The sequence below is a fragment of the Burkholderia sp. BCC0397 genome, from assembly GCF_902832865.1.
GTDB lineage: Bacteria > Pseudomonadota > Gammaproteobacteria > Burkholderiales > Burkholderiaceae > Burkholderia.
Genome location: NZ_CADFDL010000004.1, coordinates 364,158 through 379,294 on the forward strand (window position 1 = coordinate 364,158; position 15,137 = coordinate 379,294).

The 15,137-nt window shown below is 65.8% G+C and carries 19 protein-coding genes; 16 read left to right on the forward strand and 3 right to left on the reverse strand.

Annotated features, from left to right (window positions below):
• Positions 1-56 precede the first annotated feature (56 nt).
• The 4 genes from HWX03_RS15795 (at position 57) to HWX03_RS15810 (ending at position 2,063) form a co-directional block, all read left to right on the forward strand.
• On the forward strand, positions 57-197 hold the full coding sequence (locus HWX03_RS15795; RefSeq protein ID WP_006486385.1) for a cytochrome oxidase small assembly protein: 141 nt from the start codon (positions 57-59) through the stop codon (positions 195-197).
• A gap of 35 nt (positions 198-232) precedes the next feature.
• Entirely contained in the window at positions 233-844 is a 612-nt protein-coding gene (locus tag HWX03_RS15800; protein ID WP_089468522.1) for a cytochrome c oxidase assembly protein, read from the forward strand.
• Positions 845-860: 16 nt separating this feature from the next.
• Positions 861-1,061: a DUF2970 domain-containing protein gene (locus HWX03_RS15805; protein WP_006760730.1), complete on the forward strand. Its 201-nt coding sequence runs from the start codon at positions 861-863 to the stop codon at positions 1,059-1,061.
• A gap of 144 nt (positions 1,062-1,205) precedes the next feature.
• Positions 1,206-2,063 carry a cytochrome c oxidase subunit 3 gene (locus tag HWX03_RS15810; RefSeq protein ID WP_174390411.1) on the forward strand — a complete coding sequence of 286 codons (858 nt, stop codon included), beginning with the start codon at positions 1,206-1,208 and terminating at the stop codon, positions 2,061-2,063.
• Between the two features lie 182 nt (positions 2,064-2,245).
• Here HWX03_RS15810 and HWX03_RS15815 read toward each other — a convergent pair whose 3' ends face one another.
• The gene (locus tag HWX03_RS15815) at positions 2,246-2,455 is read right to left on the reverse strand and encodes a twin transmembrane helix small protein (RefSeq protein WP_006477735.1); all 210 of its coding nucleotides are present in this window, start codon (positions 2,453-2,455) and stop codon (positions 2,246-2,248) included.
• Between the two features lie 84 nt (positions 2,456-2,539).
• On the opposite strand from HWX03_RS15815, the gene HWX03_RS15820 reads away from it, so the two are divergent.
• Genes HWX03_RS15820 through HWX03_RS15840 form a run of 5 tightly spaced genes read left to right on the forward strand, consistent with a single transcriptional unit; the run spans position 2,540 to position 6,622 of the window.
• Positions 2,540-3,250 carry an SURF1 family protein gene (locus tag HWX03_RS15820; protein WP_244132650.1) on the forward strand — a complete coding sequence of 237 codons (711 nt, stop codon included), beginning with the start codon at positions 2,540-2,542 and terminating at the stop codon, positions 3,248-3,250.
• Positions 3,251-3,310: 60 nt separating this feature from the next.
• Complete coding sequence (locus HWX03_RS15825) at positions 3,311-3,937, forward strand: cytochrome C oxidase subunit I (protein ID WP_175871818.1); 627 nt, start codon at positions 3,311-3,313, stop codon at positions 3,935-3,937.
• Between the two features lie 25 nt (positions 3,938-3,962).
• A complete protein-coding gene (locus HWX03_RS15830) occupies positions 3,963-5,075 on the forward strand; it encodes a COX15/CtaA family protein (protein WP_175871819.1) in 1,113 nt (370 codons plus the stop codon).
• 8 nt (positions 5,076-5,083) lie between these two features.
• Entirely contained in the window at positions 5,084-5,986 is a 903-nt protein-coding gene (gene cyoE, locus HWX03_RS15835) for a heme o synthase (protein WP_174390415.1), read from the forward strand.
• 18 nt (positions 5,987-6,004) lie between these two features.
• Positions 6,005-6,622, forward strand: a complete 618-nt coding sequence (locus tag HWX03_RS15840; RefSeq protein WP_034208447.1) for an SCO family protein — start codon at positions 6,005-6,007, stop codon at positions 6,620-6,622.
• A gap of 142 nt (positions 6,623-6,764) precedes the next feature.
• On the opposite strand, the gene HWX03_RS15845 is transcribed toward HWX03_RS15840, so the two are convergent.
• Positions 6,765-7,055: a YciI family protein gene (locus tag HWX03_RS15845; protein ID WP_128842619.1), complete on the reverse strand. Its 291-nt coding sequence runs from the start codon at positions 7,053-7,055 to the stop codon at positions 6,765-6,767.
• 240 nt (positions 7,056-7,295) lie between these two features.
• Between HWX03_RS15845 and HWX03_RS15850 the strand changes: the two genes are divergently transcribed.
• From HWX03_RS15850 to HWX03_RS15865, 4 genes are all read left to right on the forward strand, one after another.
• On the forward strand, positions 7,296-8,936 hold the full coding sequence (locus HWX03_RS15850) for a methyl-accepting chemotaxis protein (RefSeq protein ID WP_175871820.1): 1,641 nt from the start codon (positions 7,296-7,298) through the stop codon (positions 8,934-8,936).
• A gap of 238 nt (positions 8,937-9,174) precedes the next feature.
• Positions 9,175-9,990 carry a MetQ/NlpA family ABC transporter substrate-binding protein gene (locus HWX03_RS15855; RefSeq protein WP_175871821.1) on the forward strand — a complete coding sequence of 272 codons (816 nt, stop codon included), beginning with the start codon at positions 9,175-9,177 and terminating at the stop codon, positions 9,988-9,990.
• 393 nt (positions 9,991-10,383) lie between these two features.
• The gene (locus HWX03_RS15860; RefSeq protein ID WP_175871822.1) at positions 10,384-10,839 is read left to right on the forward strand and encodes an STM2901 family protein; all 456 of its coding nucleotides are present in this window, start codon (positions 10,384-10,386) and stop codon (positions 10,837-10,839) included.
• Positions 10,833-11,165, forward strand: coding sequence for a DUF1493 family protein (locus tag HWX03_RS15865; protein WP_175871823.1), 333 nt, complete (start codon positions 10,833-10,835; stop codon positions 11,163-11,165). The genes HWX03_RS15860 and HWX03_RS15865 overlap by 7 nt, the downstream gene beginning before the upstream one ends.
• 113 nt (positions 11,166-11,278) lie before the next feature.
• On the opposite strand, the gene HWX03_RS15870 is transcribed toward HWX03_RS15865, so the two are convergent.
• Positions 11,279-11,587, reverse strand: coding sequence for a VF_A0006 family four-cysteine protein (locus tag HWX03_RS15870; protein WP_175871824.1), 309 nt, complete (start codon positions 11,585-11,587; stop codon positions 11,279-11,281).
• Between the two features lie 388 nt (positions 11,588-11,975).
• Here HWX03_RS15870 and HWX03_RS15875 point away from each other — a divergent pair, with 388 nt between their 5' ends.
• The 3 genes from HWX03_RS15875 (at position 11,976) to HWX03_RS15885 (ending at position 15,135) form a co-directional block, all read left to right on the forward strand.
• The gene (locus HWX03_RS15875; RefSeq protein ID WP_175871825.1) at positions 11,976-12,725 is read left to right on the forward strand and encodes a hypothetical protein; all 750 of its coding nucleotides are present in this window, start codon (positions 11,976-11,978) and stop codon (positions 12,723-12,725) included.
• A gap of 297 nt (positions 12,726-13,022) precedes the next feature.
• On the forward strand, positions 13,023-13,715 hold the full coding sequence (imuA, locus tag HWX03_RS15880) for a translesion DNA synthesis-associated protein ImuA (protein ID WP_175871826.1): 693 nt from the start codon (positions 13,023-13,025) through the stop codon (positions 13,713-13,715).
• Positions 13,648-15,135 (forward strand): DNA polymerase Y family protein, encoded by a 1,488-nt coding sequence (locus HWX03_RS15885; RefSeq protein ID WP_175871827.1) that lies wholly within the window; start codon positions 13,648-13,650, stop codon positions 15,133-15,135. The genes imuA and HWX03_RS15885 overlap by 68 nt, the downstream gene beginning before the upstream one ends.
• The last annotated feature ends 2 nt before the right edge of the window (positions 15,136-15,137 follow it).

The window sequence follows — 15,137 nt, forward strand, 5'->3', positions numbered from 1 at the left end:
CCTGCCGCGCAGGCAGGCGCGGCGGGCGCGGAACTGAAGTTTCAGCGAAGTTGCAGATGACCCGGAATCCACAAGAAAGACGAACGCCCGAGCAGATCCGCGCGGGCAACAAGCGGCTCGGCCTCACCCTGCTCGTCATCGCCGCCGTTTTTTTTGTGGGTGTCGTGATCAAGCAGTGGTGGCTGTCCACCCACTGATGCAGTAACTGACGCAGTAGCGAGGAAGTCGTCGTATGTCGAAGCCGGAAGAGGGCGCCGTGGATCGCGCGTTCAATCGTTCGATGCTGGTGAAGCTCTTCGTCGTGGCCGGGCTGATGTTCGGTTTCGGCTTCGCGCTGATCCCGATGTATCGGGCGATCTGCCAGATCACCGGCATCAACAACCTGGTGCAGCGCGATGTCAGCGAGCGCGAGGTGAAGAACTCGCAGGTCGACACCAGCCGCACGGTGTCGGTCGAGTTCGATGCGAACGCACGCGGGCCGCTCGGGTTCAAGCCGGAGCACAACAGTCTCGACGTGCACCCGGGCGAACTGACGACGATCGTGTACGACGTGACGAACGGGCAGGGCCGGCCGGTCGTGGCGCAGGCGATTCCGAGCTACGCGCCGAAGCAGGCGACGGAGTTCTTCAAGAAGATCGAGTGCTTTTGCTTCACGCAGCAGACGCTGACCGCGAACGAGTCGCGCAAGATGCCGGTGGTGTTCGTGATCGACCCGAAATTGCCGAAGGACGTGAAGACGATCACGCTGTCGTACACGTTCTTCGAGCTGAATACCCCGGCCACGCCGGCACCGGCGCAGCGCAGTACGGCGGCGGCGCAGGGTGCGGCGAAGCCGGACGCATGACGAAGGAGACGGGGCGATGACGGAGACGAAGCGGAGCGGGTCGTTCGGCCAGGCGTTGAGAGCGGTGCTGTGGTCGTTCTTCGGGGTGCGCAAGCGGCGCGACCTGGAGGCCGATGCGACGCAGCTCAATCCGCTGCACGTGCTGATCGTCGCGTTGATCGCGGCCGGCGTGTTCATCGGCGTGCTGATCCTGATCGTGCGTGCGGTCGTGGGCTGAGGCTGAGGCCCGCGGCCACGAAAGAATGCAGTGCGCGGCGCCACGGCGCGGCGTGCAGGAAAGCGCGGCGGCGGTCTCGCCGCGCAAGAAATAAAGCCGGAGCGGTTTCCGGTACACAAATTGGACTGAAGTGGAGAATCAAGCATGAGCGGTCAAAACCAGACCCCGTACTATTTCGTGCCGCATCCGTCGCAGCATCCGATCAGCGCGGCCATCGGCCTGCTGGTCATGCTCGGGTCGGTAGCGCTGTGGATCAACGGTCACGACTGGGCGCCGTTTACGGCGCTGCTCGGCCTGCTGTGGTTGCTCTTCACGCTGTATCACTGGTTCGGCGACGCGATCGCCGAATCGGAAGGCGGTCATTACGGCAAGAACGTCGACAAGTCGTACCGCTGGAGCATGAGCTGGTTCATCTTCTCGGAAGTCATGTTCTTCGGCGCGTTCTTCGGCGCGCTGTTCTATGCGCGTGAAATCGCGCTGCACCAGCTCGGCAGCCTCGACTACAAGCTGATCTGGCCGGACTTCTCCGCCGTGTGGCCGAACGAAGGCCCCGCCGCGCTCGCCGGTCACTTCAAGACGATGGGCCCGTGGCCGATCCCGACGCTGAACACCGCGTTCCTGCTGTCGTCGGGCGTGACGCTGACGATCTCGCACCACGCGCTGCGCGACGATCATCGCAAGAAGGCGATCGCGTGGCTGGCCGCGACGCTCGCGTTCGGGATCTGCTTCCTGTTCCTGCAGGGCTTCGAGTACTACCACGCGTACAACGAACTGAACCTGACGCTGAACTCGGGCGTGTACGGTTCGACGTTCTTCCTGCTGACCGGCTTCCACGGCTTCCACGTGTTCCTCGGCGGCACGATGCTCGCGGTGGTGCTGGTGCGGATGATCCGCGGCCACTTCAAGCCCGATCATCACTTCGCGTTCGAAGGCGCCGCGTGGTACTGGCACTTCGTCGACGTCGTCTGGCTCGGCCTGTACGTCGTCGTCTACTGGCTGTAAATGGAAAAACGGCCCGCGCAGCGATGCGCGGGCCGTTTTCATTGGTGTGTGGGCGCGGCAGCGAAGCTGCGGGCGACACCACCCGGGCGCCGCCGCGACTCAGTCAGGCGGCGCTTTTGCTTGGTGGCGCGGCCGTGCGGCGAAATGTCACAGCGCTCACAGCGGCCGGCGCGGCAACGGGATCAACGCCCGATCGGCAGGCCGGTCGAATGGATCCAGCCCATCCAGTTCGCGAACAGGATGAGCAGGAACAGCGACACCGACAGCCCGACGCGGGTGGCGAGCGACCAGACCATGCGCTTCGTATGGCCGCGGTCGTGCATCATGAAGTAGAGCGCCGAGCCCATGCTGGCAATGATGAGGACGAAGGCGATGGGAACGAGGATGTGCATGACACGAACCGGACGACGGCAATTCGAAAGGAAGAGGATAATTATCGCACTTCGCTTTCGCGCATGTGCCGGGCGGGCCGCACGATGAAGATCCGCTGGCTGCCTGCGCTGCTGATCCTCGTCGTCGTCGCCGTCACGATCCGTCTCGGTTTCTGGCAACGCGATCGCGCGCACCAGAAGGAAGCGCTGCAGGCGAGCGTCGCGCGCTACGAGCAGGCGGCGCCCGTCGACATCGGCGCGCAGCCGGTGCCGCTCGCGTCGATCGAGTTTCATCGCGTGCGGGCAAAAGGCCGTTTCATGCCCGAACAGGCGGTGTTCCTCGACAATCGGCCGTATAACGACCAGCCGGGTTTTTACGTCGTGATGCCGTTTAAACTCACGGGCGGCGGCGTCGTGCTCGTGAACCGCGGCTGGCTGCCGCGCAACATCGCCGATCGCACGGCGATCGAGCCGTTCGCGACGCCGGCGGGCGACGTCGAGATCGTCGGCATCGCACGCGCCGACGCGTCGCGCGCGTTCGAGCTCGGCGAAGGCGGGTCGGCCGCGCACCAGAAGATCCGGCAGAACCTCGACGTCGCCGCGTATGCGAAGGAAACCGGGCTGCCGCTGCAGCCGTTCGTGATCCAGCAGACGAGCGACGACGGCGACAAGCTCGTGCGCGACTGGCCGGCGGCGACGACCGGCGTCGAGCGCAATTACGGTTATATGTTTCAGTGGTGGGCGATGGCGGCGGCCGCGCTCGGCTTCGGCCTGTACGCCGCGCGGCGTGCGGCGAAGAAGTCGGCCGGCGCGTGAGCGTCATGCCAGGACGCGGCGCCGGCGCCGCGGGTTCGTTTCGAGAGGTCTGATTTGTCCATGCAATCTTCCCGTCAAGGTCCGGCCGCTGCGCCGATCTCCCCCGCGGCCCGCAAGCGCGGCCGCTGGATGCTCGTGCTGCTGGGGCTCGTGTGCGCCGCACCGATGATCGCGTCGTACTTCACCTATTACGTGATCAAGCCGAAGGGCGGGTCGACGAACTACGGCACGCTGATCGAGCCGCAGCGCCCGATCCCGGCGGATCTGCAGGTCACCGACGAAACCGGCAAGACGGTGCCGCTGTCGTCGCTGCGCGGTGTCTGGCTGTTCGTGATGACCGACCGCAGCGCGTGCGACGACGCCTGCGCGCAGAAGCTCTATTTCATGCGCCAGATCCGCGTCACGCAGGCGGGCGAACGGCACCGGATCACGATGGTGTGGCTGCGCAGCGATGTGGGCGCGACGCCGCAGAAGGTGCTGGATGCGTACCCGGACACGCGCCGGCTCGTCGCCGATCCGGCCGCGGTGGCCGCGTGGCTGCCGGCCGACGCCGGCACGAAGGACAGCGACCACATCTACATGGTCGACCCGAACGGCAACCTGATGATGCGTTTCCCGAAAGACCCGAATCCCAGCAAGATCAAGTCGGATGTGACGAAGCTGCTGAAGTGGTCGAGCATCGGTTAAGGCGAGAGAACGAGGCACCATTCCGATGTCGTATCTACTGCAACTCGGCCTGATCGGCTTGTGCATCGCGCTGCTGCCGCTGTCGTACGTGTGGGTGAAGGCCGACGACGACAAGTTCCGCAAGCTCGTGTGGATCACCACGTTCCTGACGCTCGACCTCGTGATGTTCGGCGGCTTCACGCGGCTGACCGACTCAGGCCTCGGCTGCCCCGACTGGCCCGGCTGCTACGGCACGTCGTCGCCGTTCATCGCGCATGCCGCGATCACGGCCGCGCACCAGGCGATGCCGACCGGGCCGGTCAGCATGACGAAGGCGTGGATCGAGATGATCCACCGCTATTTCGCGATGGCGATCGGCGTGCTGATCATCGCGCAGGTGGTGATCGCGTGGGCCGCGCGGCTGCGCCGCCGCCCGCTGCACGTGTCGCCGTGGTGGCCGACGAGCCTGCTGCTGCTGATTCTCGTGCAGGGCGCGTTCGGCGCATGGACGGTCACGATGAAGCTGCAGCCGGTGATCGTCACGATCCACCTGCTGCTCGGCCTCACGCTGCTCGGCACGCTGGGCTGGCTCGCGGCGCGGCAGACGCCGCTGCCGTCGTATGACCCGGAGGCCGGCCGCTACCGTGCGGCCGCGCTCGCGGCGCTCGTGCTGCTGGTCGTGCAGATCGCGCTCGGCGGTTGGGTGAGCACCAACTACGCGGTGCTTGCGTGCACCGACTTCCCGACCTGCAACGGCCAGTGGATCCCGCCGATGGACTTCCAGCACGGCTTCCACCTGTGGCGCGCGCTCGGGATGACGAAGGACGGCGACGCGATCACGCAGGACGCGCTGGTCGCGATCCACTGGACGCACCGCACGTTCGCGTTCGTCGTGGTCGCGTACCTGGTCGTGTTCGCGCTGAAGATGCGCCGTTTCGAATCGCTGCGGCGGCCCGCGAACGGCGTGCTGCTGGTCGTCCTGCTGCAGTTCGTGACGGGCCTGACCAACATCGTGCTGCAGTGGCCGCTGCCCGTCGCCGTCGCGCACAACGGCGGGGCCGCGATCCTGCTGCTGCTCGTCGTCATGTTAAACTTTCGCATCCTTTCAAGCCGCCCCGGCCTTGTCGCGCAGCCCGCGCGCGACGCCGCCCCGGCGTGACCGTCCCCATGCAAAGCACCCTCTCCCAATCGCCCGGTAGCCGCTTTTCCCAGTACATGGCGCTGACGAAGCCGCGTGTCACGCAGCTCGCGGTGTTCTGCGCGGTGATCGGCATGTTCCTCGCGACGCCGGGCATGGTGCCGTGGCATGTGCTGATCGGCGGCACCATCGGCATCTGGCTGCTGGCCGGCGCCGCGTTCGCGATCAACTGCCTCGTCGAACAGAAGATCGACGCGATGATGCGCCGCACCGCGTGGCGCCCGTCCGCGCGCGGCGAGATCACGACGCCGCAGATCCTGGTGTTCTCGGCCGTGCTCGGCAGCGTCGGCGCGTGGACGCTCTATACGTTCACGAACCCGCTGACGATGTGGCTGACGATCGCGACGTTCGTCGGCTACGCGGTGATCTACACGCTGCTGCTCAAGCCGATGACGCCGCAGAACATCGTGATCGGCGGCGCGTCGGGCGCGATGCCGCCGGCGCTCGGCTGGGCTGCCGTCACCGGCGCGGTGCCGGGCGACGCGTGGATCCTCGTGCTGATCATCTTCGTGTGGACGCCGCCGCATTTCTGGGTGCTCGCGCTCTATCGCCGCAAGGATTACGAGAACGCCGGGCTGCCGATGCTGCCCGTCACGCACGGCGAGAAGTTCACGCGGCTGCACATCCTGCTGTACACGGTGATCCTGTTCGCGGTCACGCTGATGCCGTTCATTTCCGGGATGAGCGGGGCTGTCTACCTGACGAGCGCGGTGCTGCTCGGCGCGGTGTTCCTCGCGTATGCGTGGAAGATCCATCGCGACTATTCGGACGCACTCGCCCGCAAGGCCTTCCGCTACTCGATCGTCTATCTGTCGCTGCTGTTCGCCGCGTTGCTCGTCGATCACTATGCACGCCCGCTGCTCGGCGTGTAACCGCACGGTTTGAACGCAATGCTCCCATCACGGTTCGGGCGCCGCGCGCGCCAAGGCTGGATGCTCGCGTGCGCATTCACGGCAGCGCTGCTGCTCGCCGGATGCGACAACGCGCCGAAATTCCAGAATCTCGACATCACCGGCAACACGCAGTTCGGCAGCGATTTCTCGCTGCCCGATACGACCGGCAAGGTCCGCACGCTCGCCGACTTCAAGGGCCGTGCGGTCGTGATGTTCTTCGGCTATACGCACTGCCCGGACGTGTGCCCGACCACGATGGCCGAACTGTCCGAAGCGCTGAAGCAGCTCGGGCCGGATGCCGCGAAGCGCGTGCAGGTGCTGTTCGTCACCGTCGATCCGGAACGCGACACGCCGGCGCTGCTCGGCCAGTACGTGCCCGCGTTCGATCCGTCGTTCATCGGCCTGCGGCCGGCCGACGAAGCGCAGCTCAAGAAGGTCACGAAGGATTTCCGCGTGTACTACGCGAAGGTGCCCGGCAAGACGCCCGGCAGCTATACGATGGATCACACGGCCGCGAGCTACGTGTTCGACCGCGACGGCAAGCTGCGCCTGTTCGTGCGCGACGGCCAGGGCCCGGCCCCGTGGGTCCACGACCTGAAGCTGCTGGTCGACTGACCGGCAGCCGCCGGGCGCCCGGCCCGGCGTTTCGCGTGATGGCCTTTTTCGCGCCGTCACGTTTTCCCTCTTTCCTCGTTATGCGCATGCGCTGCCCGCCGGGCGGCGCGTCGGCATGCGCGCGCGTCGCGCCGAAGCGGCGTTACGGCAGCGCCGGCACGTTGAAGCCGGAGGCGGCGCGCGTGATCCGGAATTCCGTCACGCGATACGTGGCGAGCCCCTCGGTGACGAACGGGTCGGTTGCGAGGATCGCGTCGAGTTCGTCCCGGTCGATGCGGGCCGCGAGGATCACGCCGCCTTCGCGCGGCACCTTCGGCCCCGCCGCGATGAAGATGCCCTTGTCGAACTGCGGCTGCAGGTACGCGCGGTGGCGTTCGAGCGCGTCGTCGATGCGCTCGAGCGACGCGGTGTAGTGGATGTCGATGACGTACATGGATGGCCCTGGAATGATGCCGGCGCTTCGCGCGCCGGCCAGCCGGTCTTTTTAGCACAGCGGATGCGGGCTGTCGCGCCGGTGCTGCCTCGCGACGGGCGGCGTGCCTGTCGATCGCCGGTTCATCGCGGCGACGTGTATTCAAGATGTAAGCCTCGTTGCCGTAAATGAAGGAGCAACCGTTTGCGCGCGGCAGGCCGTTCGCGCGTCGGCTGCATCGACATCGACAGAGGCACGCAGATGAGCAGAATGAGTTTGAACCGCAAGCTGTGGCTCGCGCTTGCGCTGGTATGGATCGGTCTCCTGGGCGTCGGCGCATGGAGCGCCTACGAGACGCGCGCGACGATGCTCGCCGAACGCAAGGCCGGCATCGCGAATCTCGTCGACTCGGCGGCGGGCATCGTGAAGGCCTATCACGCGTTTGCGCAGAACGGCACGCTGCCCGAGGCCGACGCGAAGCGCGACGCGCTCGCGAGCCTCGCCGCGATGCGCTATGGCGATTCGGGCTATGTGTTCGTGATGGATTCGAAGCCGGTGGTGTTGATGCATCCGACGCTGCCGAAGCTCGTCAATACGCAGGTCGGCGACTATCTCGATCCGGACGGCAAGCCGTTGTTCGTGACGATCCTGAACGCCGCGAAGGCGACCGGCAGCGGGTTCGCCGAATATCGCGGGCGGCTGCCGCACAGCGAGACGGCCGTGCCGAAGATCAGCTACGTCACGCGGTTCGCGCCGTGGGACTGGAACATCTCGAGCGGCGTATTCCTGAAGGACATCGACACCGTCTACTACCGGACGCTGCTCGGCCACCTGGCCGTGGTGTTCGTGATCGGCTTCGTGATCAGCGCGGCGATGCTGGTGATCATCCGCAACGTGCGCGGCAGCCTCGGCGGCGAGCCGGACGAAGCGGCCGCGCTCGCGACGCGCATCGCGCAGGGCGACCTCACGCAGCCGGTGCCGGTGCGCGCGGGCGACCGCACGAGCATGATGGCCGCGATGCACGACATGCAGGCGCGGCTGCAGGCGACGATCGGCGGGATTCGCCAGTCGGCCGAAGCGATCGCGTCGGCGAGCCGCCAGATCTCGGCCGGCAACGACGACCTGTCGCAGCGCACCGAGGAGCAGGCCGCGTCGCTCGAGGAAACGGCCGCGAGCATGGAGCAGCTGACCGCGACGGTGAAGCAGAACGCCGACAACGCGCGGCAGGCGAGCGGGCTCGCGAACAACGCGTCGGACATCGCGCGCACCGGCAGCGACGTCGTGAACCGCGTGATCGGCACGATGGGCGAGATCGACGACAGCTCGCGCAAGATCGCCGACATCATCGGCACGATCGAGGGCATCGCGTTCCAGACCAACATCCTCGCGCTGAACGCGGCGGTCGAGGCCGCGCGCGCGGGCGAGCAGGGCCGCGGCTTCGCGGTGGTCGCGGGCGAGGTGCGCTCGCTCGCGCAGCGCAGCGCGACGGCCGCGAAGGAGATTCGCGAGCTGATCGTCGATTCGGTCGAGCGCGTGCGCAACGGCTCGACGCTGGTCGGTCAGGCCGGCACGACGATGGGCGAGATCCTGCAGGCGGTCGCACGCGTGACCGACATCATGGGCGAGATCGCGGCCGCGTCCGAGGAACAGGCGAGCGGCATCACGCAGGTCGGGCGCGCGGTCACGCAGATGGACCAGGTGACGCAGCAGAACGCGGCGCTGGTCGAGGAGGCCGCCGCGGCGGCCGCGTCGCTGCAGGAGCAGGCCGCGCGGCTGCGCGATACGGTCGGCGCGTTCCGGGTCGGCCATACCGGCGGCCCGTCGCCGCGCGGGACCGGTGTGCGGGCGGCCGAACCGGGATTCGGTAGCGCGAAGGCGGTCGACGGGACGGTGGCGGCGTGACACGGGGCGGCCGATGGGTCGATGGGTCGATGCGGTCGATGCGGTCGATGCGGTCGAGGAGAAAGTGCAACTAACGGCCGAGCCGTGCAGCGGCCGCCAGCACTGCGCTGGTGCATACCCATATGAGCGGGATGTATTTCACTTCACGCCGATCCTGTGACACCATTTGGCCCTCCCTGCGAGTCCGGGCATACCCGTATCGCGCCCCATTTCAAGTAAGCAAGAAAGCGAGAAACAGATGAAGCGTCGCAGTCTCCTGAAGGTATTTTCCGTGCTGGCCACCGGTGCCGCGCTGACGCTGTCGGCAGGCGCGCACGCCGAAGACAAGGTGATCAAGGTCGGCACGGTCGCCGGCCCGGATTCGGAAGTGTGGCAAGTCGTGCAGAAGGTCGCGAAAGAGAAGGAAGGCCTGAACGTGAAGGTCATCGAGTTCAACGACTACGTGCAGCCGAACGCGGCGCTCGATTCGGGCGACCTCGACGCGAACAGCTTCCAGCACCAGCCCTACCTCGACAGCCAGGTGAAGCAGCGCGGCTACAAGCTCGTCAGCGCGGGCCTGACCTACATCTCGCCGATCGGCGTGTACTCGAAGAAGTTCAAGTCGCTGAAGGATCTGCCGCAGGGCGCGAAGCTCGCGGTGCCGAACGATCCGTCGAACGAAAACCGCGCGCTGCTGCTGCTGCAGACGCAAGGCGTGATCAAGCTGAAGTCGGGCGCCGGCACGGGCGGCAACAACGCGACGGTGCTCGACATCGCCGAGAACCCGAAGAAGCTGAAGATCTCCGAACTCGACGCCGCGCAACTGCCGCGCGTGCTGTCGGACGTCGACGCGGCCGTGATCAACACGAACTACGCGCTGGCCGCGAACCTGCAGCCGACCAAGGACGCGATCGCGCTCGAAGCGCTGACGAGCCCGTACGCGAACCTGATCGCCGTGCGCGCGAAGGACAAGGATCAGCCGTGGGTGAAGAAGCTGGTCAAGGCGTACCAGTCGCCGGAAGTGAAGGAATACATCAAGAAGCAGTTCAAGGGCTCGATGGTCGCGTCGTTCTGAGCGCGGTCGGTTGATCGAACGAAGGCCTGCACGTGTGCAGGCCTTTTTTTATGGGCGATCGGTGTGCTTTCGAGATTCAGGAGCAGCGCGAAGATTACACATCGCAATTGCATTTGCGTTCATTGATAAACGCTTTTTGGTAACGGTTCGTCACGTTGGCATGGAGCGTGTGCGCCGCCGCTCGAATTCAGAATGGTTATGCACGTTCTCTCTCCGGCATCCCGTTGTGCCCCGTCATTGCTGATGCCGAGCCCAATGACGATTAATTTTGAGTGAGATTCCACCATCGTTACGGTGCGATTAGCCGACAGATCGGCTGAGTTTGTCGGCGCGATAACCATATGTCTTCGTTAGAATAAAAAGCAGTTTAAAAATTACGCGCGAGGATGCTGAATGGATGCTGCCGGTCAATTGAATGGGGCCTACCATTATTACGGGATGGTCAATCTGACTGCGGGAGAACTGTTCTTCTGGATCATGGTCGACGAAACAATGAATCAGTTGGGCGTCGATGATGTCGTGTCGGTTGGCATGATCTTGCTTGGTAGAAATAATTTGCCGACCAGGACAAAGCCGATCGACGCGATACAGGGAACTTCGCTTGCAAGCAAATACTCAAGAAGAGTTTTTCAAAAGGCTCAATTCCCGTTTGGTTTGAATTTGCCAACACTGGTAGGCGGTCCCGTACGAAATTTGAAAATTAGGTTGGTCCGAAACATCGGAACCTTCGTAGGAAGAACGATCCCCGTGCTGGGTTGGGTAATTCTTGCAAGCGATATTTATATTATTGCCGGCAAGACGGTGGCTCACTACAATAGAGTTGCAATGGAGGGGGATAGGCTATGGTAGATCTTGAGAAAAAGGTGATTGAGTTTATAAGGAAAAAGTCCGGATTCTCTATATCATTCATGGCTGATGAGATAACGGAAAGTACCGATTTGGATCTGGACTTGAATTTTGATGATTGTGAGGTCGAGGATCTGATGCGGGAGTATTCAGTGAAATTTAATGTTGATATAAGTGGATTTGATATAAAAAAATATTATCCGGAAGACGATTCTTCGTTTTTTGACTTGATCAATCCGTTTAAGAAAAAAGTGATCCATCGTGTTCCGGATCTGAATGTTCGAATGCTGATCGCATCGGCAAAAGCGGGACGCTGGCTCTACGACTGACCGCTCACCGATTTTGTCTACGACCTGAGGGGGCGCTGTGCGGCGTTGCTGCAAACATCGCTTCATATCGGTACGCGTAAAGGCGGGGCGACTGCGCGGCGTCCGCCGCCCGCTCACATCTCGCCGCGCCGCGAGCAGATCGACATGATCTGCTGGATCGCGTAGTTGTCGCGCACGCCGGGCAGCGATTGCACGACGCACTCGTGAAAGCGCCGCTCGCGCGGCAGCAGCATCGCGTTGTTGCGGTACAGCGCGTCGCACGAGCGCTGGATCAGCTGCGCGGCGGCGCCGTTGCGGCTTTCGCGCAGCGCATTGAGCATGCAGTCGTCGTATTGCGCATAGCCGTCGGTCAGCGCGAATGCAGCTACCGGCACCGCCAGCGCGACGGCCGCGCATGCGATCGCACGGATTCCCCGTTTCATGTCTCCTCCGATGGTGTGGATCGGGTCGGCGGACAGCATAACGTAAAGCCACCGGCGCGGCTGACGCGTTGCGCCGGGACCGGCGTGCGGCAGGCGGACTGGCGTGCTGCGCGTTGCAGCGTGCCGGTCCGGCCGCGCGATCCGGTTCGCCCGCGACGCATCGGGGAGTGCGCGAGCGTTGGGGGTGGCGCGAGTCGGCCATGCTGCGGGTCGGCGCGCCGTCACTTCGGATGGTAAATTGAGCGCCATGTGAACGTGGTGGCGGTCACCGATTCGTCTGGGTGACAGAGCCGGTCGCGCAAAGCGCGGCTTGCTTGTGATGGTGCAACGCCGCGATGCGCCCTTGCTGGCAAGGCGCGTAGGCGGCGCGTGGCGGTGAGGAAACGACATGGACCATGGCAATGCATTGCCGGATTCCATCCGGGCGGCGATCGAGGCACACGGCGGTGCAGCGCGGTGGGCCGAACTGGCGGAGATCGAGGCGACGGTATCCGCCCGCGGCTTCCTGTTCACCGCGAAGCGACGGCCGGTACTGCGACAGGTGCAGGTTCGAGCGTCGACACATGAGCCTCGATTCGCTTTCGACGATTTTCCGCATGTCGGCGAGACGAGCGAACTTCAAGGAGAAGAACGCGTTCAGATCGTCGGCCGAGACGGGGCGGTTCTGGCACGCCGCGAAGGGCCGCGAACCGCATTTGGCGGCTGGCGACGGCAAATCTATTGGGACGACCTCGACTTTGTCTTTTTCGGCGCCTACGCGTTCTGGAACTATCTGACAGCGCCTTTCCTATTCTTGCGCGGCGGCTTTACGTTCCAGGAACTTCCGCCACTGGTGACTTCGGCCGGGACATGGTCGAGAATCCGGGCGACCTTTCCCCCCGACGTTCCAACGCACAGCCGGGTCCAGGACTTCTATTTCGATAGTCAGCACAGGCTTTGCAGGCTCGATTACACCGCCATGGTGGTCGGACGCTGGGCGCGGGCCGCTCATATCTGCGAGGATTTCCGCGAATTCGAGGGGTTCCTGGTGCCGACCCGCAGGACGGTGAAGCCGTTGCCGGTTGGCAACGCTCCATGGCCGGCTCCGGCTCTCGTTGCGATCGAGGTCCACGATTTTCGGCCAAGGCCTGCTCATTGACGCCAGTCCACTCGGCCGCTGCGACTGGAAAAGCAAGGCGGCCGCAGTCACTATGCGCGGTCGTGAAAGCACTCGCACGATGACTTGCATCGCCGCGTCGCGCGACGTGCGTGACGCCGCGTGACCAGCGACAGGTTGATGACGCGGCCGCGCCAATCGCGAAATCTTGCGCTAGAATAACTGTATATTTATACAGTATTTTGGAGCCGGATCGTGAACCGCACCGCCGCCGATGCTCAGCAGATACGTGCGCCTGATGAACGGGCTCGCGCCGTCGATGCCCTTCTCGACACCAATATGTATTCAGCGACGGGGGGAATAACCCTTTGGCGCGGCTCGCAGCTCGCGCGCGGCGGTCCGCGCACGATCGAGACGGGCTTCGCACCGCTGTCGGCCGAGCTGCCGGGCGGCGGCTGGCCGGTCGGCGGCCTCGTCGAACTGCTGGCCGCGCAGCCGGGCTGCGGCGAGATGCGGCTGCTCGCGCCCGCGCTTGCCCGCAGCGTCAGCGTCCGGCGGCCGCTCGCGCTCGTCGCGCCGCCGCAGTCGCCGCATGCCACCGCGCTCGCCAGTCTCGGCGTGCCGGCCGACACGCTGCTGTGGCTGCGCGCCGGTAGCCGCACCGATGCGCTGTGGGCCGCCGAGCAGGCGCTCAAGACCGGCTGTTGCGGCGCGCTGCTGCTCTGGCAGGACGCGCGGCCCGATGCGCTGCGGCGCCTGCATCTCGCGGCCGCGCGCACTGGCGACACGCTGTTCGTGATGCTGCGTCCGCTGTCGGCCGCGCGGCAGCCGTCGCCGGCCGTGCTGCGCGTCGCGTTGTATCCGGTGCCGGGCGGCGTGTCGCTCGACATCGTCAAGCGTCGCGGGCCCGCGCGCAGCGAGCCGCTCGTGCTCGATTTGCCGTCGCCCATCGTGGAGAGCCGCTATGCGCGTCTTGCTCGGCATCCATCTGCCGCGCCTGCCGCTCGACGTGTGCGCCCCGCCGCCGTCTGACGCAGCGGCCGGCGCGGCCGGCAGTGCGGTGCTCGAGCAGGGTGTCGTGCTGATCGCCGATGCGGCCGCGCGCCGGCAGGGCGTGCGCGCGGGCATGAAGCGCGGCGGCGTGCTCACGCTCGCGCCCGACACGCAGCTCGTCGAACGCGATCCCGCCCGCGAAGCCGATGCGCTGCGCGCGGTCGCGCTCGCGTTGCTGCGTTTCTCGCCGTGCGTCGCGCTCGACGACGAAGCCACGCTGATCGTCGACGTCGGCCCGAGCCTGCGCCTGTTCGGCGGCCTGCCGTCGCTGTGCCGCCAGGTGCGCGCGACGCTCGCGGCGCTCGGCTATGCGGCGCGCCTGTCCGCCGCGCCGACCGGGTGCGGCGCGTGGTTGCTCGCGCGCACGTCAGCCCGGGCACGCATCCGGCGCCGCGTCGCGCGCCAGGCCTCGCTCGTCCGCACGCTCGACCGGCTGCCCTGTGTGCTGCTGCCCGACGCGCGTCCGTATGCGGGCTGGTTCGACGGCCTCGGCTGCCGCACGCTCGCCGATCTGCGCCGCCTGCCGCGCGCGGGGCTGCAGCGGCGCTGCGGTCCCGCGCTGCTGGCCGCGCTCGATCGTGCGTACGGCGAAGCGGTCGAGCCGCTCGCGTGGATGGCGGTGCCGCCCGTGTTCGACGTGCGGCTCGAATTGCCGGAGCGCGTCGAATACGCGGAAGCCGTGCTGTTCGCCGCGCGGCGGCTCGTCGTGCAGCTGTGCGGCTGGCTGGCCGCGCGGCAACTGTCGCTGGCCGCGATGACGTTCGATCTCGAGCACGAGCGCGGCCGCCAGGCCGTGCCGCCGACCCCGCTCGAACTCGCGTTCGCCGCCCCCGTGCGCGACGAGGGGCATTTCATGCGGCTGCTCGGCGAGCGGCTCGCGCGCGTCGAGTTGCCGGCCGCGGTGATCGCGGTGCGCCTGAAGGCCACGCGCGTCGAATCGGTCGCGCCGCCGGCCGACGATCTTTTTCCTGAGCCGGGGGGGACGCGGGAAACCCGCGAGCGGTTGTTCGAACTGCTGGTCGCGCGGCTCGGCGCGGAGAACGTATTGCGCGCGGCGCCTGTCGCCGATTACCGGCCCGAGGTGGCGAACCGCTGGCTGCCGCTCGATGCGCAAACGGGCAAGCCGGCCGGCGGGCCGCCGGCCGTGCCGCCGAGGCCCGCGTGGTTGCTGGCCGAGCCGCTGCCGCTGTTGATGCGCGGGGAGCGGCCGGTATTTCATACGCCGCTGAGGATGATGTCGTCGCCGGAGCGGATCGAGGCCGGGTGGTTCGATGGTCAGCTCGCTGCACGCGATTACCACGTCGCGCAGGACGAAGCCGGTGCGTGCTATTGGGTGTTCAGGGAGCGGGCGGGAAGCGAGTCCGAACCGCACTGGTTACTGCACGGCCTGTTCGGGTGAAC